The sequence below is a fragment of the Chitinophaga sp. Cy-1792 genome, assembly GCF_011752935.1.
GTDB lineage: Bacteria > Bacteroidota > Bacteroidia > Chitinophagales > Chitinophagaceae > Chitinophaga.
In genome coordinates this window covers 462,764-487,034 of record NZ_VWWO01000001.1, presented here as the reverse complement: position 1 = coordinate 487,034, position 24,271 = coordinate 462,764, and the positions used below count along the sequence as shown (strand labels likewise).

Below are 24,271 nucleotides of genomic sequence, written 5' to 3'. Positions count from 1 at the left end.
AAGTTATGCCACTGTAGCGGGCAGTTCTTTCTTTTTCCTGGTACTCACTTCGGGTAAAAAGAATTCAATCAGCAACAGCGCCAGTGTTACGCCCAGGAAATACTGGAAGTAACTGTTATAGTCTGTGAACATGTTTTCACCGAATTCTTTCTGCTCCATGCTGTCTATTTTGGTAGCCAGGGAGGTTACAACTTCGTCTGTATTGTTTTCCAGGTGTTCGTAAATACCATGACCGGCATAGGCGATGCCTTTCAGTTCATTTTCGTTCAGCTTTGATATCACCGTATTTCCTTCCCGGTCTTTTTTGTAACCGCCGGTTTCCGGATCGGGGAGCGGGGATCCTGTTACGGAACCTATCCCGATGGTATTGGTAACAACACCGTTATCGAAAGCTGCTTTTGTTTTTTGAATGGCAGTTTCGTCATGGTCTTCACCATCTGAAATGACAATCAATGCTTTATGTTTGCGCTCTTTCTTGTTAAAAGCATCATCAGCTGTCTGGATGGCCTGGCCGATAGCAGTTCCCTGGGTAGGGATCATATCCGGTGAAACGGTGCTCAGGTACATTTTTGCAGCAGAATAATCGATCGTGAGCGGCATTTGCAGGTAAGCATTTCCCGCAAAAACTACCAGGCCTATACGATCATTTTCCAGTTTGTCCATTAGCTTGGTAATCAGCTGTTTGGCGCGGGTAAGCCTGTCGGGCTGTACATCCGATGCCAGCATACTTTTACTCACGTCCAGGGCAATGACTACATCCACTCCTTTACGGGTGATTTTTTCCATTCTGCTGCCTTTCTGGAGATTGGCTAATCCTACTACGCCGAAGAAGAAGGCCAGGAAAATCAGCACAAATTTGAAGATGAAGCGCTTACGGGAATAACCGGTAAACAGTTTCTCCACCAGTGCAGGATCCCCCATCTTCTTAATGGACCTGCGTTTCCACCAGGATACAGCCAGAAAGGCCAGCTGTAATACCAGTAGCAGCGTTAATGCCCACAAATACTCAGTATGTTGAAATCGTAACATATTCTATTTTAAGCTATTCGTTACCGGTAGTTAAACAGGTAAGAACTCAAAAATAATTTTTTTGTAACGTATTGCAAGAGGTGAAGCACGGCTTTAGGTAATTTTTAACGCCCCTTAAACAAAAAAAGAACGCCGGTAATGGCGTTCTTTTTAAATATCAATGACCTGTAAGTCAGTATTACATTTCTCCTTTGAAATAACCAGCCTGGGTCAGAATATTCTTCATGATGTCCATGGTCACGGCTCTCATCTGGATATTCGGGTCTTCAGACTCAATATTCAGTACAAAGAAGGCAGGATGTCTGTTTTCTTCAATCCAGCCTACAATCCAGCCGATATTCTTTTTACCTACTATGCCCCAGCCAGTTTTATATGCTAATTCATATTTAGGTGTTTTTTCCATCATCATCACATCTCTGACAGATTTCATGGTTGTTTTAGAGAATGGCAGCTGATCGAAGTAGAGTTTTTTAACAAATCCAAGTTCTTCGTCCGGAGAGATCTGCAGGGAATTGTCCAGCCAGAATGTATCGATACGGCTGATTTTCATGTTGCCATATTTAACAGAGTCCAGCCAGAGCTGCATCTGTTCTTTGCCGATACGGCGGGCAACTTCCTGGAAATAAGGGACGGCAGAAACTTTGAACGCCTGGTTCATGGTCAGGTCCTGGTTCCATTCAGGGCGGCTGCGTTGAACGCCGTCCCATGGAATAACCATGCCGGTATCTTTAATTACACCTGTCTGAATACCCACCAGCGAGTTGAATATCTTAAATGTAGATGCCGGAAGGAAGCGCTCTTTAGCACGTTCCAGGTTATACACTTTAAATTCTCCCTGGCTATTGCTGAATAACATGAAGGTTCCTTCTACCTTGTACTGGCTAAAATATTTTTCCCAGCTTTTTTCCTCTTTAACGTTATTGGGTGCACATGCCGACAGTGTAATTACTACCGCCACAAGCAACCAGCCGAGTTGTTTCATCATGTTCTTGAGATTTGTAGCTGCAAAAGTAAGTATAAAGCTGAAAGCAAAAAGCCGAATAGCGCAAAGTGAATGCAATATATGCACCACGTTGCGCTACTCAGTGATTTTTTCTTTGATGTATGAGGATGGGAATTCCTGCCTATTTTATTACGCCCAATTCCTTACCCACTTTGGTAAAGGCAGCAATTGCCTTATCCAGGTGTTTCTGCTCATGTGCAGCGCTCAGCTGTACACGGATACGGGCCTGGCCTTTTGGTACCACAGGGAAGAAGAAGCCGATTACGTAGATGCCTTCTTTGAGCAGTTTGTCAGCAAATTGCTGGCTCAATACAGCATCATACAGCATTACCGGCACAATCGGGTGATCGCCTGGCTTAATATCAAAACCTGCTTCCGTCATTTTGGAACGGAAATATTTAGTGTTGTATTCCAGTTTATCACGAAGCTCAGTAGTTTCACTCAGCATATCCAGCACTGCAATAGATGCGCCTACGATGGTAGGAGCCACAGAGTTGGAGAAAAGGTATGGACGGCTGCGCTGGCGCAGGATGTCGATTACCTCTTTAGGACCGGAAGTGAAACCGCCGGATGCACCACCCAAAGCCTTACCCAGGGTGCCGGTGATGATATCCACCCGGCCCATTACTCCACGGTATTCATGGGTACCACGACCCGTTTTACCCAGGAAGCCGGAAGAATGGCTCTCGTCAGACATTACAATTGCATCATATTTATCCGCCAGGTCACAGATTTTGTCCAGCTGGGCAATAGTACCGTCCATGCTGAAAGAACCATCTGTTACAATGATACGGCTGCGGCAGTCTTTAGCTTCCTGCAGTTTGGCTTCCAGATCAGCCATGTTGTTGTGCTCATAGCGGAAACGCTGTGCCTTGCACAAGCGTACCCCGTCAATAATGGAAGCGTGGTTCAGGGCATCAGAGATGATGGCGTCCTGTTCGTTGAACAAAGGCTCAAATACGCCGCCATTGGCATCAAAAGCCGCCACATATAAAATGGTATCTTCAGTTCCGAGGAATTTTGAGATTTTCTGCTCCAGTTCACGGTGAATATCCTGGGTGCCGCAGATGAAGCGGACACTGCTCATGCCGTAACCGTGGGTGTCGATAGCATCTTTGGCTGCCTTGACTACCGCCGGGTGTGAAGACAGGCCCAGGTAATTGTTGGCGCAGAAGTTAATTACAGTTTCGCCACCAACCTGTATTTCAGCACCTTGCTCAGAGGTAATGATTCGCTCTCTCTTGTAAAGACCTGCCTGGTTGATCTCGTCCAGCTCTCCCTTTAAGCGGGTGGTAAACTTGCTATTCATGTGTTTCTATCAGATTTAGACTTGTAATTAATTATTGCGATGCTAAAAATATTACGATTATCAATCCTTTATTGCAGAACAGGGGTTTCCTGTAAAAAGTTTGACTAAGGTGTAACATTTACAAACTGGTCTCCGTCATAGTAATATCATGATTATGGATGCCGCGATATCCAAAACTGGTACTTTGAAGGCATTTTCAGAGAGTTTTTAATTTTCTGAATATATAAAGATAAGAGCATCAGTAATTAATAACTTATCCTACAGCTGATATTAGAGAGAGAATGTGATAGTGTGGTGTGGGAAATTATAGATTGGAGGTAATCCGGGCATTGGCATTAAAGTATTTGTCGGAAATTAGCACTAAAATCCCGCGCCACCTGAATGACGGAAAAGGAGTACAATAAATGCGTGGATCTGTATTCGGATAACCTGTTTCGTTTTATCGTTAAAAATCTGGAAAACGCTGAGGACGCCAGAGACGTAGTACAGAACTCGTTCGAAATATTGTGGAAACACTGCCAGGATGTGCCTTTTGAAAAGGCCAAGTCATACCTGTTCACAGTGGGATACCACAATATGATCGACCATGTCCGTAAGGTTAAGCGCATCACCCTGGTGGAGCAGTTTAAGGAAGAAGAGAAAATATCCGATCATAAAGTGCACAACGCAAAAGAAGTCATTGCCCAGGCACTGGCCAAATTAAGTGAAGTGCAGCGCTCGCTTGTAATGCTGAAGGATTATGAAGGGTACAGCTATGAAGAAATAGGCGAGATTATGGAATTAAATCCATCTCAGGTAAAAGTATATCTCCATAGAGCCAGAATTCATCTGAAGAATTATCTGGTAAAAATGGAAAATGTAATATGATATTATATTATTATAATTGCTAATTGATTTGGCGGTAGATATCAACATATCAAACTACGAATCTTTCTTGTGCAGCTACATTGATGGTGAGCTGACACCGGAAGAACTGACTGCGCTGGAAGCATTCCTGCAACAGTACCCTGCTATCCGGCAGGAACTGGAACTGCTGGATAATGTGCGCCTGCAGCCGGATGAAGAAGTCGTGTTTGAAAACCGGGCGTCGCTGTATAAAGGTATCAAGGTAGATGAGGACATTACTACCATGATGCTGAGTTATATTGATAATGAATTAGATATAACGAAAAAGAAACAGCTGCAGGTTTATCTGGATAGCCATCCTGAGGCGAAAAAGGAACTACAGCAGTTCAAATCGGCCAAATTGGATCCGGCAGAGCGGATTTCCTTTGGTAATAAACAGGTGTTGTATCGTCAGCAGAAACCAGTACGCCGTATAGCCGTTTGGTGGGGAGCTGCTGCGGCAGTGGTTGCCGGGGTATTGGTATGGACTATGCCATTTACCCATCCTGAAACAGCCACTAAACATGCCACCCTGGCCGATAACGTAAAAAGAAATATTCCGGCAAAAACGAGTACAGTACTGCCTGCTCACCAGGAACCCCCTGCTGCTGTTGCCACTGTGCCGGAACCAAATATAACTGCCGGTTATAATCAGCCGGTTAAGAAAACTGTCACCAGTAGTAAGAAACCTACTGAAAATCAAGCATCAGACGTTAAAAAAGATGTGCTGGAAAATGCAAACACATCCTCCGGTGCCAAATCAGAGCCCCAGGCATCTCCTCAATTCCCGCCACCCAGAAATACCAGTCAGGAAATTGTAGAGAGACAGGTTGCTGCCATCCCGCAGCCAGCTGCCACGCTTAGTGCTACTGCCGCGGACAAACCAACTGTTAAAGAACATGTGATCGCTGCTAACGTTCCGGTAACTACAGATGCGCCACCTGCCAATATCAGCCGCCCTGCCGAAGGTATAAAAGGGGAACTGATCATGTCAGTAAGTGGTAGTGACAGCAAGATTCTGGATAAAGTAACTAATGTTGCCAAGTTTTTCTCCCGGAAACGGAATAATTAAAATATTTTACTAATAGCGTATGAAGCATAAAGTTTTACTCTTTTTGTTGCTGTTGATGGTGTGGTCTGGACTAACTAATGCGCAAAAGGCTGTTGATACATATAAAGATCCTGCTGCAACGGCAGATACTATACAGATTAAAGGCCTGATTATCATTAAGTCCAAAAATGAAAAAGGGAGAAGCAGCTATAAAATGTATAACGATACGGCGTATGCCCGTAACAAGCTAAAAAAGAACCTCCAGACGAAATTCTTCGTTATCGACCTTGGTTTCAATAATTATATAGATAGAAGCGATTATACAGGCGCGGCCTATGTAAATTATTTTGACGGAGCCAGTGGCGGAGGTCAATTCGCAACTAACGCAAAATCATATAGTTATTCGGCTGTTGGACTGGCAACCATTGCGCCAAGATCCGCCAGCGAACCTTTAACTCCCTCTGAATTTAAACTTATCACCGGAAAATCGATCAATTTTAACATCTGGCTCATTGAGCAACGTTTAAACATAACAAAACACAAACTAAACTTGTTATATGCTTTAGGTTTGGAAATGAATAATTATAGGTACGCCCGCAATATCACCTACCAGCCGGGTTATCCTACAACTATTGTGCGTGATACGGTAGAATTCTCCAAGAATAAGCTGTTCGCCGAATACATGTCAGTACCGGTGATGCTTAACTTTAATTCTAACCCCGCCAGACCAGGGAGAGCATTCCAGGCTAGTTTTGGTGTTATTGGTGGTTATCTGCTGAAAGCCAGAACCAAACAAGTAAGTGAGGAAAGAGGCAAGGTCAGGAAAACGGACGACTTTAACCTTAATAAATGGCGTTTTGGTTTAGCAAGTGAACTCGGATACGGTCCGGTGAAACTTTACGCAAATTTTGCCCTTACAGCTCTTCATGATTATGGATTGCAACAGTATCCGTTTTCAATCGGCCTTCGATTAAATGGATTCTGAGTTTTTGACCAGATTCTAAATTACGATTATGCGTTCAATTGTTGGCCTCATGGCATGCATCGGCTGCATTGCCTGGGTACATTCCTGTGAAAAGAGAATTCTTGGGGTCCAGATCGGAAGACCTTACGAACAATCAATCCCAACACTGGTAACACCCGGATATAGTGTCGAAAATGCTGCTCCGGTTATTGCCAGGGTAAATAATACTATCCATCCATCTCCCCAGATATCTCAGGTAAAGAAAAAATCCAAACCTGGCAAATCAAACAGTAGTTATTTATCTACCGCAGGTCAAAAATTTCCACATACGCTGTCAGACTCCGCTTTGGCTACTATGATGGTAATAAAACAAACAAATCCATCCGCAATAACACTCACCCCATAAAGGATCTTACTCGATAAGTTATTTATTGAATTTCCCCTATAACGGCAATCGGTTGTATATAGACCGATGTGCCGTTTATATATTTTATATCGTCACTTTACAGGTTTTCTTTCTACTTCCGGCTATATTTGGACTACTTTTTTAAAACCAATCATTTTATGAGAATTCTAAAACAGGTAGTCCTGCTAATGGTGCTTGCCTGCTCTATGCTGTCTGCTGGAGCCCAGAGCAAGTACGAGTGGAAAGAGGCTAACGCTGGTGGATATAGTTATCGCTATGTTACCAACGACCCCATGAAAGCCCGCTTCTACACCCTGAAAAATGGTCTGACAGTTATCCTCAGCGTTAACAAAAAGGATCCCCGTATCCAAACCCTGATAGGTACACGCGCCGGAAGCAACAACGATCCTAAAGATCATACCGGCCTCGCTCACTACCTCGAACACCTCCTCTTTAAAGGTACCCAGGTTTACGGTACCATGGACTGGGCTAAGGAAAAACCTTACCTCGACCAGATCGAAAACCTGTACGATAAGTACAACAAAACCACTGATCCTGCCAAACGTAAAGCTGTTTATCATGAAATCGACAGCGTTTCCGGTATCGCCGCTAAATACGCGATCGCAAACGAATACGATAAAATGATGACCGCTATGGGTGCTCAAGGTACCAACGCGCACACCTGGACAGAAGAAACCGTTTACGAAGAAGATATCCCTTCCAACGCTATCGACAAGTACCTGACCGTACAGGCTGAACGTTTCAGAGATCCGGTATTCCGCCTCTTCCATACAGAACTGGAAGCGGTTTACGAAGAGAAAAACCGTGGCCTCGATAACGACGGTCGTAAGGTGTACGAAACCATGCTGGCTACCCTGTTCCCTACACACAATTACGGACAGCAGTCTACCATCGGTACCGTAGAACATCTTAAGAATCCTAACCTTAAAGCTATCCGCCAGTTCTACAACGAATACTACGTGCCTAACAACATGGCTATCGTTATGGCTGGTGACTTTGATCCGGACTACGTGATCAAAACCATCGATCAGAAATTCAGCTACATGAAGGCTAAGCCGGTAAAAGAATACAATCCTGCACCGGAAAAACCTATCACGGCTCCAATCGAAAAAACAGTTTATGGCCCGGATGCTGAAAGCGTAGAAGTCGCCTTCCGCCTTCCAGGTGCCCTGGATACCAAATCCAGCCTCGTTCTGGGTGTAATCTCCAGCATCCTCCAAAATGGTAAAGCTGGTCTGTTCGATCTGAATATCAACAAACAACAGAAAGTACTCAACGCCGGTGTGCAGGATATTGCCTGGAAAGACTATACCGTGTTTGATCTCTCTGGTAAAGCAAAACCAGGTCAGTCGCTGGAAGATGTAAAAGCAATTTTACTCTCCCAACTCGATATCCTGAAAAAAGGTGACTTCGACGAATCACTGGTGAAAGCTATCGTGAATAACGCAAAATTATCCGAACTCCAGGGCCTGGAAAGCAACAACAACCGTGCTAGCAGCCTGATGGACGGATTTATAAAAAGCCGTGGTAAAAACTGGCAATACGATGTGTCTTATATCAATGATATGGGCACTGTTACCAAAAAACAAATCGTAGATTATGCCAACAAATACTTTGGTAACGACTACGTTGTTATTTACAAACGCAAAGGCGAAGACAAAAACATCGAAAAGGTTGACAAACCTGCTATCACACCAGTGGAAGTTAACAGAGATGCACAGTCTCCATTCATCCAGCAGGTAGCTAATATCCCTGCTACTCCGGTTGCTCCACAGTGGCTGGATTACAACAAAGATATCCAGAAAGGTAAAGTTGGTAATGCTGACTTACTGTATGTACAGAACAAGGATAACGCATTGTTCCGCCTCTACTACCGTTTTGATGTAGGTACCTGGAACAATATCAAACTGAGCCTCGCTGCCAGCTATCTGCAGTTCCTGAGCACAGATAAATATACCGCTGAACAGATCAGCAAAGAGTTCTACGATATCGCTTGTAACTTCAATGTAAGCACCAGCAATGATGTGACTACCATTTCCATCAGTGGCTTACAGGAAAACTTCGATAAAGCAGTTGCTCTCTTCGAACATATCATCTCCAACTGTCAGCCTAACGAAGCAGCACTTACTGCCCTGAAAAGCCGTATGAGCAAAGCAAGAGCAGATAGTAAACTTAACAAAGGCGCTATTTTAAAAGGGCTGAATAACTACGGTATCTACGGTAATAAGAATCCGTTTAACTATACCATGTCTACCGCCGATCTGGAAGCTGTAACGGCTAAAGAACTGGTAGATATCCTGCACAACCTGATGGCATACAAACAAACTGTTATCTATTGGGGACCACAGGCGCTGACTGCCGCGCAAACAGACATTGCGAAGCTGCACAAAGTACCTGCAACCTTTACAGAAGCTCCTGCTGCTGTGAAATTTACCAAAGTTGATCAGCCTGCTAACCAGGTACTGTTCGTTAACTACGACATGGTACAATCTGAAGTTAACTGGGTAAGAAATGATGGCGAATACAATCCTTCCAACACAGCTATCATCAGCCTGTTCAATAACTACTTCGGTGGTGGTATGGGATCTATCGTATTCCAGACTATCCGTGAATCCAAAGCACTGGCTTATTCGACCTATGCATTTTATTCTAGTCCGCAGAAACAGGGTGAGCGATATACAATCCTTGCTTACGTTGGATCTCAGGCAGATAAAATGAATGAAGCCATTAACGGTATGAACGAACTGCTGAATGATATTCCTCAGTCCGACAAATTACTGATGGCTGCAAAACAAAGCATGAAGCAGGATATTGAAACAGAGCGTATCACCAATGATGCGATCATCTTCAGTTACCTGGCAGCGCAGAAACTGGGTCTGAGCACAGATATCCGCAAACAGGTTTATGAATCTATCGATGGCATGAACTTCAGCGATGTTAAAAAATTCCATGACGAGCATCTGGCACACAAGCCATTTACCTATTGCATCGTTGCGAATGATAAAAAAGTTAGTCTGGATGAACTGAAGAAATATGGTGAGGTTAAAACCCTTACCCTGGAACAAATCTTCGGTTATTAACAGTTAATGTTTGATACTATGGAAGCGCCGGCAGTTATGCCGGCGCTTTTTTATTACAATAAATGCTGTTAATTAATCGTTTAGGGAACTTTATCGAATACCCTATGGAAATGCGCCGTCTTTATTGGATTGCATGCCTGCTGTCATTATTCGCACTGACCGGGTTTGCAGTAAACAACAATGATTTATATAATGTGCGAATAACTCCTGCAAATATTAATGCAGATAAAGTATTTCTTTTAATTGATAAGAGTGACTACCGGCTTTATCTATACGAAGATGTAACGTTGAGGAAAATCTACAAAGTGGTGTTTGGAAGCCGCGACCAGACTAACAAGCGGAGGGAGGGCGACAAGCTCACACCTGAAGGAACCTTTCATATTCAGGCAAAACGAATGGACAAACAATGGAGCAGATTCATGTTGCTCGATTATCCAAATGAAGCCAGTATGGAACGGTTTCATGAGATGCAGTCAGAAGGAGTCATCCCCACGGCGGCCACACCTGGCGGTGGTATTGGCATTCACGGGGTACAGTCCGGTACAGGCATCACCGACTATTACGTAGAAAGCCGTATCAACTGGACAGAAGGATGCATCAGTATGAAAAATTCGGATGTAAACGAACTATACGAAATCATTAAAGTTGGCACTCCTGTTGTAATCAGAAAGTAAACCGGCACATTATTACATGGCTCATACCGGCAATGACAGTGATTTCTGATGGCAGGCAAATATTCTATCTTTGAAGTTCAGATCACTGATCGCATGTAATGGTGTTTCCTTAACCGGAAATATCATGAATCCACATATATGGCGGGTATGATCCTGTGAAGGGGCGCGCTCCACTCGTATGGTGCGCGCTTTTTTTATTGGCGCATAAATGCCTGTACCTGCTGCTTCCAGATAGCAGGATCCTTACGGCAGAATGATTCGTGTCCTGCATCTTCCAGTACAACCAGTTTTTTATCGGCTGTAGCCAGATGGCCGTATACTGCTTTCGTTTCTGCTTCCATTACCCTTATGTCCTGCTTTCCCCAGAAATACAGTACCGGAACATGTATACTTTTTGCATAGGCAGCGGGTTGCATGTTAAAGCCCCAGAAGCCTTGTTCCAGTCCGCCCCAGAAAGTAAGCAGCTGTGACAGTGGTGTGGTGGGAAGGTGGACGGACCTCATTCTGCTATCCACCGCATCTTTCAGGGTAGCATAGGGACATTCCAGAATGACTTTCACTGGTTTCAGGTCGGCACCATAGCTGTTCATCGCATGTAAAATGGCTGCAGCGCCCATGCTTACTCCCCATAACGTAACCGGTAGCTTCGATTGCTGCTTTACATAGTTCATAGCCAGTTTCACTTCTTCCTGTTCATAATAGCCTATGCTGCAGGTATTGCCTTCGCTGTTGCCATGTGCCCGGAAATCAATTAATAGCGTGTTGTAGCCCAGACTTCTGAAATACGTTGCTTCCGGCAGTGGGCCTTGTTTGCTGCCGTTATAGCCGTGGAACAGGATGACATTACCGATAGGGTTGGCTACAGGTATCCACCAGCCATCGATCTTAAGGCCATTTTTTGCAGGCAAACTGATTTGCTGGTAGATAGTGTCCGGATAGGTTTTAATGACAGATTTAGATATCCTGACGCCCAAAAACACCATACCCAGTTTCTCCCTGGCAGACATCTGTTCCGGGCGTTTGTTTATATGCTTGGGATCGTCATAGAAATGCGTGAATTTCCAGGCATGAAAGGCTGCAATAACATTGAATATCAGGATGATAATAAGTAGCGAATAAGCTGCACGCTTCAGTATTTTCTTCATATTGGGCAGGCATATAAAAAATAAGAGGCCGTCTGGTAAAGTTAGACAGCCTCTTACATTTATAGGAAGATATTTTTTAGATTTTTCCTCTTTTGATTTCTTCTACAACTCCCGGATCGAGCAGGGTAGAGGTATCGCCCAGGTTATCCATGTCATTCTCAGCAATTTTGCGGAGGATACGACGCATAATTTTTCCGGAGCGTGTTTTTGGCAGCCCGGAAACGAACTGGATTTTATCTGGTTTGGCGATTGGTCCGATGATGCGGGCAACCGTCTGCATGATATCTTTCTTCGTCAGTTCAGGATCATGGGTCATTTTATCCATGGTAACATAAGCATAGATACCCTGTCCTTTGATATCGTGTGGATAGCCTACTACAGCACTTTCCACTACGCCGGCGTGCATGTTGATGGCATTCTCTACTTCAGCAGTACCGATACGGTGACCGCTTACGTTGAGTACATCATCTACGCGGCCGGTAATGCGGTAGTAGCCATCATCGTCGCGGAGACAGCCGTCGCCGGTGAAGTAAAGATTTTCGTAGGTAGAGAAATAGGTATTGCGGAACCTTTCATGATCACCATAGGTTGTACGGAGCATACCAGGCCATGGGAATTTGATACAGAGATTTCCGTTTACGTTATTGCCTTTCACTTCTTTACCGTTTTCATCAACGAGGATAGGCTGTACGCCAGGTAAAGGTAAGGTGGCGTATCCTGGTTTTTCTTTGGTAATTCCGGCGATAGGTGTAATCATGATACCACCGGTTTCTGTTTGCCACCAGGTATCAACGATAGGGCATCTGCCTTTACCGATATTATCTTTAAACCAATGCCATGCTTCTTCGTTGATAGGTTCGCCTACGCTGCCGAGTTTGCGCAGGGAGCTGAGGTCGTTGTGATTAACAGGACCCAGGCCAAATCCCATCAGGCTGCGGATGGCAGTAGGAGCAGTGTACAGGGTATTGACGCGGAATTTGTCAACGATCTGCCACAGGCGGCTGGCATCCGGGTAGGTAGGTACCCCTTCAAACATGAGGGTGGTAGCGCCGGCAGACAGCGGGCCGTAGATAATATAGGAGTGACCAGTGATCCAGCCTACGTCAGCAGTACAGAAGTACACTTCACCAGGTTGGTACTGGAAGGTATTAACGAAGGTGTAGTTAGCATAAACCATATAGCCGCCAGTGGTATGCACAACGCCTTTAGGCTTGCCGGTGGAGCCGGAAGTATAAAGGATGAAGAGCATATCTTCAGCGTCCATTTCTTCAGCAGGGCAGGCAGGGTTGCCCATTGTTTCCACCGCTTTGATTTCATCTTCCCACCAAACGTCTCTTCCTTTGAGCATGCTCACCGGAGTACGGGTGCGGGTGCATACAATTACTTTTTCCACCGTAGGACAGGTCATGAGTGCATCATCGATCACTGACTTCAGCGGAATGTCTTTGTTGCCACGGTATGCGCCATCGCAGGTAATAACGATACTGCAGGAGGCGTCTTTGATCCTGTCTGCAATAGACTGGGCAGAGAAGCCGCCGAATACTACAGAGTGAACGGCACCGATACGGGCACATGCCAGCACGGCGATGGCCAGTTCGGGAATCATTCCCATATATATACAAACGCGGTCACCTTTCTTTACGCCATTGTTTTTCAATACGTTGGCGAACTGACAAACCTTATTATAAAGTTCGCGGTAGGTGAGGATGCGGTGGCGTTCTTCCGGGTCATTAGGTTCCCAGATGATAGCTGGCCTATTTCCAAACGTACCCAGGTGTCTGTCCAGGCAGTTCTCCGTGATATTCAGTTTTCCACCCTGAAACCATTTGATTTCCGGGTCTTTAAAATTCCATTCTAACACTTTGTCCCATTTGCGACGCCACATAAAGTGGTCCGCAATGTTTGCCCAGAAGCCTTCCGGGTCCATTACGCTCTGTTGATAAGCCTGCTGGTATTCTTCAATGTTCTTGATCTGGTATGGGTACGACATAGCACCGTAATTGTTAATTGGTTAAGTACAAGCATTTCCTAACGGGCTTTAAATTTAAGAAAAAATAGATGCTTTGATAGAAAAAATCTAAAAAAACACCTTAAATGTCAGTTAATTTTCAAAAGAGAAATTACCTCGTTTACGACTGTATAACGAGGTAATGTTACTCCCTTGCTCTGGCATCATATCGAAGACGAGTTACGACTTCGGAAGCTGCTGGGTTGTTTCGGTCAGCAGTTCTTTCCAGACAGAGATGATCTTCTCACGCTCAGCATTGCTCAGCGCAGGGATTTCTCTACCCGTTTCCGGATGAACTTTGTCCATCAGTCGCATCTTTCGATAGAACGTCGGGATACTCCAACTGCACTCTTCGCAGACGCGCTCCCTAAACCGGAGCGGCAGGTTGGTGAACCGATCGTGTATTTGCGTTAACACGTTAATCGAAAATTTCCTCATGGCGCACTTGCGAGGTCTTGGGTGTTTGTGTATGGTTAACATAGAAATTGGTTTTCCAATGGATGAATTAATTGCGACCAATCAGTGTCAGCAAATATATTTATAAACATTTCGTTTGTCCTAATTTATTTTTATTTATAGTTTTTGCACACTTTTCATGTAATGCTTTGCTGTACTGTGTTTCAGAGAAAAGTTGAAGTTCAGATTTGTCCGGATTTTTTTTGATTTTTTTTCGCTGAAACAGCAAGATGATAATGACATTATTAGGATGATTTTTGGCGTTTAAAAATGCAAAAATCATTATCATGAATTTCGTATATGCGTTATAGTTAGTTGGGGTGACTAATCTTCTCAGAATCATTTTGAGAAGGAAATTTTCATTTTTTATAATTTAATTCTCAGTATGATCAGGTTTTTTGCTAAATTATACGGCAATAATCCGGCGAAGCTGGAAATAAGGACAGTATTAACAAAAAATATAACAATGCAGACTAGCCTCATACACATGGGCGAAAGGTTAAAACAGATCCTGAAGCAACGTAAGATTAAAGTGATAGACTTTGCCAAGAAGGCTGGATTTACGAACCAGATTGCACATTATCATCTTCGCAAAAGCGAAATGAAACGCGCCAACCTGGATCGGTTCTGTACTATTATCGGGATCACTACGGAAGAATTTATGCGCTGGAACGGTGCCCAGCTTATTTCTCTGGACAAAAACCTACACCATGGCAGACGCCTTCAAACTATTATTCAGGACAAAGGCCTTAACAGGAGCAGGCTGGCCGACAGAATGGAGATGAGCCGGCGAACCATGTATAACCTGTTTGACAAGGAGATCTTTTCCCCTGGTGAACTGGAAAGAACTGCCCGGGCACTCGATATGAGTCTCGACGCTTTCCTGAACCCGGGAACTGTTGCAGAAGCCCGCAATACCGAAACGGAAGAAATAATGCTCCAAAGGGAGAAATACTATAAACTCCTCGAAGATCATAACGAATTACTCCGGCTATATAATCATCTTAAAGATGAAGTAATTCATCTGAGAAGAGAATTACAGGATGTCAGGAAACCAGTCGAAAATAAATAAACCCAGCTGGAATTATTCCTGAATGCTGATAATCAATATCTTAATATGCCTAAGTAAGCATTGTTAATCCAGAAAAACCGGTTCACTGTAGCGTCTATATCTCCTTCTTTTAAATACATGATGCTGATAATCTCCTTAAAAAAACAAAACCCAACCAGACATAATGCCCGATCGGGTTTGTGGTAGATGATTTTTAATGCTGGTGAAGTGTCAGCATTTCTTGCGGGAGAACCCCTGTAATCCGGACATATTACTTCGTTGTGTACAATAAGGATTGTTGCACAGGATGTGGCTTATAGCCCTATTAACCGGCTATTGCTGGTGTCAGCTGAAAATACGCTGCTACTTCTTTCCAGTTGTTTACACGCTTATAATCTGTCAGGTTAATATTATGTGGTGCACTGAACAATATCGGCTCTCCCTTGAAATAGCGCAAATTCTTATCATGATCATCAATCATGTAATCTGCTTCTATGATGGTTTTGGAGCCACATAATACAATGTTCTTCCAGCTGATAAAGGGAAAATGCTCCGCCAGCCAGTCTATTTTCTCTTTCAATGATAACGGGAACTCTGTAGCCGCAGATACTATAAATACCTCATGCTGTTCCATCAAAGCCCTGATTACTTCCTGGCTGTCTTCCATAACCGGCAGGTTCCTGAAAAATCCCGGCTGATGAATGAACTGGTGCGTTTCTCCTTCAATCGGAAAACCTCCGCCATCGGGATGCCCGTTCAATGACTCATATGCTACCCTAACGCCGTGCTTCTGCTCATAAAGATCAATCATTTGTCTTGTCAGATCGGCCATCACATTGTCCATGTCGATTGCAATTCTTGCCATATTTTGCTGTTTTGTGCAAACTTATGCAATTATTTGCAGAATATCGCAATATATTTCATAATATTGCAGAAAATGGCAAGATTATGCTGAAAGAAGAAAGATTGGAGTATATCCTCAAAAAACTGCAGACGGACCACAAAGTATTGCAGACGGAACTGAGTACGGACCTTCAGGTATCTGAAGATACCGTGCGCCGCGACCTCGATGCATTAGCACTCAGTGGCCGGCTGATCAAAGTAAGAGGGGGCGCCATTCCACATTCTCCCAATCCCTATAATTTTAATGACCGCATCGTTTATCACGAAGCAGATAAGAAACAAATTGCCGCCAAAGCATTATCGTTTATCCAGGACGGACAAACAATCATCATGGACGGCGGCACCTCCACGCTGACATTAGCGAAAATGTTGCCTCCAACGTTAAAGGCCACTATCATTACCAACTGCGTACCCATCGCAGCCCAACTGATTGACCATCCCAATGTAGAGCTGATACTCACCGGAGGACGCGTCACAAAAGCTTCCCAGAATGCCGGAGGATTAGATACCATTCGCATGTTGCAAAGGATCAAAGCAGATATCTGTTTCCTGGGTGTTTGCAGTCTGCACGAGGAAACCGGGGTTTCCTGTGTCGATTTTAACGATACAGAAGTAAAATCCGTGATGGTAGAATCTGCGTACAAGACAATTGTGCTGGCAACAAGTGAAAAAATGGGTACGGCAGAACCATTTAAAGTATGTGAGATCACCAATATTGATACTATTATTACAGACAAACCTGAATTGCCCTCACTCAAACCTTATATTGACCTGGGGATTCAGGTGATATAGTTAATCCATTATGATGATACAAGAGCTTTCCATCGAAATGCCAGGTAAAAGAAGTATACGTATTGCCGTTAGCGCCTTGTTTTTTCTGACAGGGTTATGTTTTTCCAGCTGGACATCCCGCATAGCAGATATTCAGCAGTTTATGCATCTGAATAATGCTGGTCTGGGTACCGTACTGCTGGCCCTTCCCATCGGATCTATCATTTCCCTGCCTACAGCCGGGGTACTGGTATCCCGCTATGGCAGCCGCAATGTAGTAGTAAACGCAGGCATAGGCTATGCCGCATTGCTGCCGCTGCTCGGGCTCGCACAACAACCATGGCAGCTAATGGTCATCCTGATGCTGTTTGGCTTTAGCGGTAACCTGGCTAATATTGCTGTCAATACACAGGCGGTGGCGGTAGAAGCCATGTATGGCCGTTCTATTATGGCTTCGTTTCATGGACTGTGGAGTGCAGCAGGTGCTACAGGTATCGGTATTGGCTGGATAATGGTGGCACTGAATATTACCCCGCTATTTCACTTTCTGTTCGTAGCGGTGATGGGGTGGGCAATTGTAGCATTTGCAGCCTCGCGTATTATCCAGCAGGATATGGGTGTTGCTGAAAATCAACCTTTGTTTTCGAAACCTGATAAATTCCTGCTCACTCTGGGTATTATTGCCTTCTGCTCCATGATCTGCGAGGGAACCATGTTTGAATGGAGTATCATCTATTTCCGCAGAGTGATGAAGATCGATCCTTCTTTTGCGGTGGCGTCTTCGTTTGCATTTATGGTTACCATGGCGAGCGGCCGCTTCATTGCTGATGCGATGAGGATAAAATTCGGCGCCAGAACCATGCTGATCCTCAGTGGTGTCCTTACCGCTACAGGTCTGATGATAGCAGTATTGCTGCCTTATTTCCTTACAGCTATTTTTGGCTTTATGCTGGTGGGATTGGGTGTTTGCTCAGTTGTTCCATTGGTATATAGTGCCGCCGGAACAACTAAGTTAATGTCGCCGGGAATGGCGCTGGCAACAGTTTCTACGATAGGTTACCTTGGTTTCCTCTGTGGCCCGCCTTTGATAGGCTATGTGGCACAGATGAGCAGCCTGTCTGTATCCTTTACCATGATAGCTGTGATGGGCGCGTTGATAGCGGTAATGTCGAGTAGAATCAGGATTTAATCTGGTTACATCTTTTTGGCAATAGCAGTTAAGGTATCGAGTAATTTCAGGATTTCTGCTTTATCAATTGGCAGTTCAGTTACCCGGAAATGCAGGTAGAATTTCAGGGTTTCGGCATCTTCGTAATCATTACGGAGGGTGATTTTCTGTTCCGGGTACATATCGCAAAGCAGGGAAAGCTCCTTGTTGATTTCTTGCAGGAAGCTGGCTGGCCTGACATTAATGACCAGACGATCGGAAAATGCTGTATGTGATTTATTTTGAAAGAGACCACGGTACCAGGTTTTGGGCCTGGCAATCAGCCTGACATTTGTCTCGGGAATTTCCACATGGATATCAACAGAACGTGCCCGGATATATTTCATGATGTTATCAATACCCGGTTCTTTTTTCTTATAATATGAGTGGGAAATTTGTCGTAACCGAACCTCATTTTTTCCTTCCATTATACTGACCATTTTTACTTCCCAGGCCAGGCATATTTTTATATGTCTTCCATCCCTGGTATAGTTAAAGGAATAAGAGTAAGGGTCACCTTTGACGCCTTCTACATACAGAATGGTGGAGCTATTATATTTGCTGGCAATGCTACTCCAGACTTCAAGCATAAAATAGATAGTTTAGGAAGACAATCCTGATTATTAATTCTTTCTCTAATATAATAGCATTTTTTGCTGCAATCAGATAGCAGTTCAAAAAAAAATTAAAATTTTATTGTGCAGTAAACTTGAAAGTCCGTAGCTTTGCACGATTTTTTTGTTCCCATCGTTGGCAGAAAGATCAATTTGGTTTTTCATTTTCAATAGATTACACAAATGCCAAAAGACACATCTATCAAATCTGTTCTCATTATCGGTTCTGGTCCTATCGTAATTGGTCAGGCTTGCGAATTTGATTATTCCGGTTCTCAGGCAGCACGTTCGCTGCGAGAAGAAGGAATTAAAGTGATTTTGATTAATTCCAACCCGGCGACCATCATGACAGATCCTATGATGGCCGATAAGGTTTATTTGCTGCCACTGACCGTGGAAAGCATTGAGCAGATCCTGGAAGAAAACCAGATAGATGCCGTATTACCTACTATGGGTGGGCAGACTGCGCTAAATCTTTGTAAAGAGGTAGACGAACTGGGTATCTGGGAAAAATTCAATGTACGCCTGATCGGTGTGGACATCAAAGCGATCGACAAAGCTGAAGATCGTGAACAGTTCCGTCAGTGGATGATTCAACTGGGCATTCCGGTAGCGCCTGCCAGAACTGCTAACTCCTTCCTGGAAGGTAAAGAGTTCGCACAGGAAATCGGTTTCCCGCTGGTTATCCGTCCTTCCTTTACCCTTGGTGGTACAGGTGGTGGTTTTGTACACAGCAAAGACGACCTGGACGAAGCACTGGACCGTGGTCTGAAAGCTTCTCCTATCCACGAAGTACTTGTTGAAAAAGCAGTACTGGGTTGGAAAGAGTATGAGCTGGAGCTGCTGCGTGATAAAAACGACAATGTCGTGATTATCTGTACAGTAGAAAACCTTGACCCAATGGGTATTCACACGGGTGACTCCATCACCGTGGCCCCTGCCATGACCCTGAGCGATACCGCTTTCCAGGACATGCGTAACAAAGCCATGATGATGATGCGCGACCTGGGTAACTTCGCCGGTGGTTGTAACGTTCAGTTCTCCCTCAATCCTGAGAACGAAGAGCTGATCGCCATCGAGATCAACCCTCGCGTAAGCCGTTCTTCTGCACTGGCTTCAAAAGCAACCGGTTATCCTATCGCAAAAATTGCTGCGAAACTGGCTATCGGTTACACCCTGGATGAACTGGAAAACCAGATCACCAGAACAACTTCCGCATTCTTCGAACCAGCACTCGATTACGTAATCGTAAAAATGCCTCGCTGGAACTTTGACAAATTCAAAGGCGCTGACGATACTTTAGGTCTGCAGATGAAATCTGTAGGTGAAGTAATGGCTATCGGCCGTACCTTCCCTGAAGCCCTCCAGAAAGCCTGCCAGAGCCTCGAAAACGATGCACTTGGCCTCGGTTACTATGGTAAGTCAATGATGAAAGGCGAACAACTGCTCGAAAAACTGAAACGCCCAACCTGGGATCGTATCTTCCGTATTAAGGATGCCCTCATGGAAGGTGTTTCTGTAAAACATATCCACCAGCAAACATATATCGACCGCTGGTTCCTTCATCAGATCCAGGATATTGTTACCCTGGAAAAACAACTCGCTGAACACGACCTGGAAAGCGTTCCGGTTGATATGCTCAGAGATGCCAAAAAAATGGGCTTCTCCGATAAACAACTGGCTATCCTGTTCGGTAACTGCGAAGAAGAAGAAGTTTACGCAAAACGTAAATCTGCCAACATCGTACGTACCTATAAAATGGTAGATACCTGCTCTGCAGAGTTCGAAGCAAAAACGCCTTACTTCTACTCCACTTTCGATACTGAAAACGAAAGCAAGGTTACTGATAAGAAGAAAATCATCGTACTCGGTTCTGGACCTAACAGAATCGGTCAGGGTATCGAATTCGACTACTGCTGTACGCACGGTCTGCAAGCTATCCAGGATTGCGGTTACGAAGCCATCATGGTGAACTGTAACCCTGAAACTGTTTCCACCGACTTCGACATGGCAGATAAACTGTACTTCGAGCCGGTATTCTGGGAGCACCTGTGGGAAATCATCGAACTGGAAAAACCAGAAGGTGTAATCGTACAGCTCGGTGGACAAACCGCACTGAAACTGGCTAAACGCCTGGAAGAAAATGGTATCAAAATCATCGGTACATCCTTCGATAACATGGATATTGCTGAAGATCGCGGCCGTTTCTCCGACATGCTGAAAGACCTCAATATTCCTTATCCTAAATATGGTACCGCTTACAATACTGACGACGCTATCGAGGTAGCAAAAGAAGTAGGATACCCTGTACTGGTGCGTCCTTCCTATGTACTCGGTGGTCAGCGTATGCGTATCGTAATTAACGAAGAGGAACTGGAAGAGTCTGTACTCAGCCTGCTGCGTCACCTGCCAGGCAACAAAATCCTGATCGACCACTTCCTGGATCGTTGCCAGGAGGCTGAAATCGACGGTATCTTCGATGGTGAAACCTTCCATGTAATGGGTGTTATGGAACATATTGAGCCTGCCGGTATCCACAGTGGCGATAGCCACGCGTTACTGCCAGCGTTCAACCTGACGCCGATTGAAGTAACTACCATGGAATTCTATGCTGAGAAAATTGCACGCGCACTCAATATCCGCGGTCTGATCAATATCCAGTTTGCAATTAAGGATGGTAATGTATTTGTAATCGAGGCTAACCCTCGCGCATCCCGTACCACACCTTTCATTGCAAAAGCATACCAGGTTCCTTACCTGAACATCGCTACCAAGATCATGATCGGCGCTAATAAACTGACTGATTTCAAAATTGAAAAGAAACTCACCGGCTTCGCAATCAAAGAACCTGTGTTCTCTTTCAATAAATTCCCAGGTGTGAATAAAGAACTCGGACCTGAAATGAAATCTACCGGTGAAGCCATTCGTTTCATTAAAGATCTCCGCGATCCTTACTTCAGAAACCTTTACAAAGAAAAAAGCATGTACCTGAGTAAATAATTTACCAGCTATAGCTTCAGATAAATAAAAAAGCCTTCGCTCATGCGAAGGCTTTTTTATTTATCTGAAATGCTGTGCAGTAAAGACTTTCAGCGTTTATGCCTTGCCGTTTGTACAAAGCATAATACCCTTCTCCACTTAAACAGAAAAATATAAGCAAAGGGTGAAATCCGCCACGGTAAATGGTTTGCAGGGGAATAGTATAGACAAAAAAATAGAGCCTGATAAAAATCAGGCTCCTTCTTTTCCCTCAAAATAACCATTAAAGACACGACTATTGAATCTTGAATCGAATCAAATAGCGTGACCGGTAATGCAGTTTACAAATAATATTATATTTAAAGAAGATGTTAACTAATCAATAACAGATAGATAAATAATTAATATTAAATATATTGATTAATAGTAATTTATAGAAACTTCTTCTCAGGCTTATTACTGCGGTATTTTATCACCTTTCAGGAAATTTTCTAGTAACCATATATTCATATGCAGCGGAAAAAAAGGTCTTTTTGTTAACATCCAATATAGGAATTACACACTTCGGATAACTAACTTTAATTTGTAAAACGTTAACCCACTATGTTGTTTGAGTCATCTTTGCCTGTTAACCACAGTAGCGGACGAAGTCCGTTTTTGCGTATAATCTTTCCCGTTATTGCCGGTGTCAGCTTCCAGATTTATCATGTTAAAAACGTGTGTGCGTTCACGTTAATGCCAGCGTCGTTATTATTGTTACTGGCTTTTCGTTTCCTGCCCCTTACCTGGAAATATAAGTTTCAACAGCTACATGCACTTATCGTAGCATCACTACTATTTGCTACCGGTGCTATCCTTTTGTACGAACAGGATCCGCGAAATAATAAGCAACATTATACACATCACTATGACCCGGGAGACAAGCTCCTGCTTCATTTGCATTCAGCACCGGAACAGAAGGGCCGCTTTGTGAAATACCTTGCTACCATCCAGGCAGTGTATCACCAACAGCAATGGATGTCTTCAACAGGGGAGGTAATGACATATGCAGATACCGGCCTAAACAGGCAACTACAGCGGGGTAGCCGGCTTATCACCGATATAACGTTATTGCCTGTACGTAATATGGGAAACCCCGGTGGCTTCGATTATCAATGGTATTGTATCACCAAAGGCATCTACCATCAGGCTTTTCTAAAACAACAACAGGTATTCCTGTATACCCCTTTACCGGTGAACAAACTTGATATGCTGCTGCAGACAATGCTTGATTACTGCCTGCGCACTTTCAGAACATATATCGGTAACGGGCCGGAAGCTGGTATGGCAGCGGCTTTGCTCATTGGGTACCGGCAGGACCTCGATAAGAATATCGTGCAGGACTATACGAATACTGGCATTGTGCATGTAATCGCAATTTCAGGTATGCACCTCGCATTATTGTACGGGAGCCTGCTCTGGCTCCTGCAATGGCTGCCAGCCAGCCGCTATGCCAATTGGCTCCGGGCATTCCTGATTATCCTGTTTCTCTGGGGATTTACATTGCTGACAGGCTCTTCTGCCTCTGTGCTCCGGGCGGCAGTGATGTTTACTGCCACTACCATAGGCCGTTTTGTATTGCAGCATGCCAGTAACATCTACAATACCCTGGCGGCTTCTGTATTCCTGTTGATTTGCATGAACCCTTATATTATCCTGGATACCGGTTTTCAACTGTCATACCTGGCGGTATTGAGTATCGTACTCTTCTATTCCAGGATTAACCAGCTTTTCGAATTCAAACAACGTTGGAAAGGTTATTTATGGGAGATGATCGCCTTATCTGTAGCAGCCCAGATATTGACGACCCCTGTCTGCCTATATTACTTCCATCAGTTTCCGACCTGGTTTCTGCTGGCTAACCTGCTGGCAGTGCCATTATCCACTATTGTAATTTATGGTGAGATCGTATTGCTGGCAGTAGCCCCGTTTCATACGCCTGCAATGTGGGTGGGAACAGGTGTAAAATACCTGATATGGGGAATGGACACCATTGTACAATACCTTGGAAAACTGCCGGGAGCACTGATTACGGCTATTCCCTGTGACCTGCTGCAGGTCGTATTGCTATACATGATGATTGGTACTTTACTTGGCTATATAGCGCTTCAGTTTAAACCTTTCTGGTGGCTGATGGTTATCAGTACTGCGGTGTATATCATTACGCTGGGCAGGGATACCTGGCAACGAAGTACCCGGCATCTGCTGGTGGTCTATAATTCCAGACAGACAGCCGCAGATTATATTCGCGGTTATCAGTATCAGCCGTTGTTTTATACAGATAGTACCGGGGGAGATGTCATTAGCGGGAGACAATATTTCGGTGCAGACCAGGAGGGAAAAAGGTTGTTTCAATGTCGGGATACACCGGGAGGAAATACCTATTTACAATGTGCCGGAAAAAAAATTGTAATCATTGACAGTAATTACAGGAGGGTAAAAGGGGAGACGTCTCCCATAAAAAAATTCAAGACGGATTATATTTTATTGACACGTAATCCACATGTGGATATCAGGCAGCTGGCTGATTTTTACGAGATTGGAACAGTAATTATAGGTGCCGGAAACCCGGTATGGCGTATACAACGGTGGAAAAATGATTGTTACGTGTTAACTTTGCGCTTCATTTCGGTTCCGGACCAGGGAGCCTATGTTATTAATTTCTAATGTCTTCCA

Annotated in this window: 19 protein-coding genes; 11 read left to right on the top strand and 8 right to left on the bottom strand. The window is 44.2% G+C overall.

The window, feature by feature from the left end; all coding sequences use genetic code 11:
- Nucleotides 1-3: 3 nt before the first annotated feature.
- The 3 genes from F3J22_RS02010 to kbl form a co-directional block, all read right to left on the bottom strand.
- Nucleotides 4-1,029 (bottom strand): VWA domain-containing protein, encoded by a 1,026-nt coding sequence (locus F3J22_RS02010; RefSeq protein ID WP_167013764.1) that lies wholly within the window; start codon nt 1,027-1,029, stop codon nt 4-6.
- Between the two features lie 178 nt (nt 1,030-1,207).
- The gene (gene blaOXA, locus F3J22_RS02005; protein WP_240154984.1) at nt 1,208-2,014 is read right to left on the bottom strand and encodes a class D beta-lactamase; all 807 of its coding nucleotides are present in this window, start codon (nt 2,012-2,014) and stop codon (nt 1,208-1,210) included.
- A 139-nt stretch (nt 2,015-2,153) separates the two neighbouring features.
- A complete protein-coding gene (gene kbl, locus F3J22_RS02000) occupies nt 2,154-3,341 on the bottom strand; it encodes a glycine C-acetyltransferase (RefSeq protein WP_167013762.1) in 1,188 nt (395 codons plus the stop codon).
- Between the two features lie 381 nt (nt 3,342-3,722).
- Here kbl and F3J22_RS01995 point away from each other — a divergent pair, with 381 nt between their 5' ends.
- From F3J22_RS01995 to F3J22_RS01970, 6 genes are all read left to right on the top strand, one after another.
- Nucleotides 3,723-4,208, top strand: a complete 486-nt coding sequence (locus tag F3J22_RS01995) for an RNA polymerase sigma factor (protein ID WP_167013760.1) — start codon at nt 3,723-3,725, stop codon at nt 4,206-4,208.
- 67 nt (nt 4,209-4,275) lie between these two features.
- Nucleotides 4,276-5,298 (top strand): hypothetical protein, encoded by a 1,023-nt coding sequence (locus F3J22_RS01990; RefSeq protein WP_167013757.1) that lies wholly within the window; start codon nt 4,276-4,278, stop codon nt 5,296-5,298.
- A 19-nt stretch (nt 5,299-5,317) separates the two neighbouring features.
- Entirely contained in the window at nt 5,318-6,262 is a 945-nt protein-coding gene (locus F3J22_RS01985) for an outer membrane beta-barrel protein (protein WP_167013755.1), read from the top strand.
- A 28-nt stretch (nt 6,263-6,290) separates the two neighbouring features.
- Nucleotides 6,291-6,647: a hypothetical protein gene (locus F3J22_RS01980; RefSeq protein WP_167013753.1), complete on the top strand. Its 357-nt coding sequence runs from the start codon at nt 6,291-6,293 to the stop codon at nt 6,645-6,647.
- Nucleotides 6,648-6,805: 158 nt separating this feature from the next.
- Nucleotides 6,806-9,748: a pitrilysin family protein gene (locus F3J22_RS01975; protein ID WP_167013749.1), complete on the top strand. Its 2,943-nt coding sequence runs from the start codon at nt 6,806-6,808 to the stop codon at nt 9,746-9,748.
- 110 nt (nt 9,749-9,858) lie between these two features.
- Nucleotides 9,859-10,422 carry a murein L,D-transpeptidase family protein gene (locus F3J22_RS01970; RefSeq protein WP_167013747.1) on the top strand — a complete coding sequence of 188 codons (564 nt, stop codon included), beginning with the start codon at nt 9,859-9,861 and terminating at the stop codon, nt 10,420-10,422.
- A 194-nt stretch (nt 10,423-10,616) separates the two neighbouring features.
- Here F3J22_RS01970 and F3J22_RS01965 read toward each other — a convergent pair whose 3' ends face one another.
- From F3J22_RS01965 to F3J22_RS30665, 3 genes are all read right to left on the bottom strand, one after another.
- Nucleotides 10,617-11,567: an alpha/beta hydrolase gene (locus tag F3J22_RS01965; protein ID WP_167013744.1), complete on the bottom strand. Its 951-nt coding sequence runs from the start codon at nt 11,565-11,567 to the stop codon at nt 10,617-10,619.
- Nucleotides 11,568-11,643: 76 nt separating this feature from the next.
- Entirely contained in the window at nt 11,644-13,557 is a 1,914-nt protein-coding gene (acs, locus tag F3J22_RS01960) for an acetate--CoA ligase (RefSeq protein WP_167013742.1), read from the bottom strand.
- 198 nt (nt 13,558-13,755) lie between these two features.
- Nucleotides 13,756-13,881: a hypothetical protein gene (locus F3J22_RS30665; protein ID WP_255492026.1), complete on the bottom strand. Its 126-nt coding sequence runs from the start codon at nt 13,879-13,881 to the stop codon at nt 13,756-13,758.
- A gap of 616 nt (nt 13,882-14,497) precedes the next feature.
- Here F3J22_RS30665 and F3J22_RS01955 point away from each other — a divergent pair.
- Nucleotides 14,498-15,103, top strand: coding sequence for a helix-turn-helix transcriptional regulator (locus tag F3J22_RS01955; RefSeq protein WP_167013740.1), 606 nt, complete (start codon nt 14,498-14,500; stop codon nt 15,101-15,103).
- 304 nt (nt 15,104-15,407) lie between these two features.
- Here F3J22_RS01955 and F3J22_RS01950 read toward each other — a convergent pair whose 3' ends face one another.
- On the bottom strand, nt 15,408-15,947 hold the full coding sequence (locus F3J22_RS01950) for a 5'(3')-deoxyribonucleotidase (RefSeq protein ID WP_167013739.1): 540 nt from the start codon (nt 15,945-15,947) through the stop codon (nt 15,408-15,410).
- A gap of 23 nt (nt 15,948-15,970) precedes the next feature.
- Between F3J22_RS01950 and F3J22_RS01945 the strand changes: the two genes are divergently transcribed.
- Entirely contained in the window at nt 15,971-16,777 is an 807-nt protein-coding gene (locus tag F3J22_RS01945) for a DeoR/GlpR family DNA-binding transcription regulator (RefSeq protein WP_240154983.1), read from the top strand.
- Nucleotides 16,778-16,787: 10 nt separating this feature from the next.
- Nucleotides 16,788-17,945: an MFS transporter gene (locus tag F3J22_RS01940; RefSeq protein WP_240154982.1), complete on the top strand. Its 1,158-nt coding sequence runs from the start codon at nt 16,788-16,790 to the stop codon at nt 17,943-17,945.
- Nucleotides 17,946-17,950: 5 nt separating this feature from the next.
- Here F3J22_RS01940 and F3J22_RS01935 read toward each other — a convergent pair whose 3' ends face one another.
- Nucleotides 17,951-18,553, bottom strand: a complete 603-nt coding sequence (locus F3J22_RS01935; RefSeq protein ID WP_167013737.1) for a hypothetical protein — start codon at nt 18,551-18,553, stop codon at nt 17,951-17,953.
- A gap of 207 nt (nt 18,554-18,760) precedes the next feature.
- On the opposite strand from F3J22_RS01935, the gene carB reads away from it, so the two are divergent.
- Both carB and F3J22_RS01925 read left to right on the top strand, forming a co-directional pair.
- Nucleotides 18,761-21,577, top strand: a complete 2,817-nt coding sequence (gene carB, locus F3J22_RS01930; protein ID WP_167013735.1) for a carbamoyl-phosphate synthase large subunit — start codon at nt 18,761-18,763, stop codon at nt 21,575-21,577.
- A 636-nt stretch (nt 21,578-22,213) separates the two neighbouring features.
- A complete protein-coding gene (locus F3J22_RS01925) occupies nt 22,214-24,262 on the top strand; it encodes a ComEC/Rec2 family competence protein (protein ID WP_167013733.1) in 2,049 nt (682 codons plus the stop codon).
- The last annotated feature ends 9 nt before the right edge of the window (nt 24,263-24,271 follow it).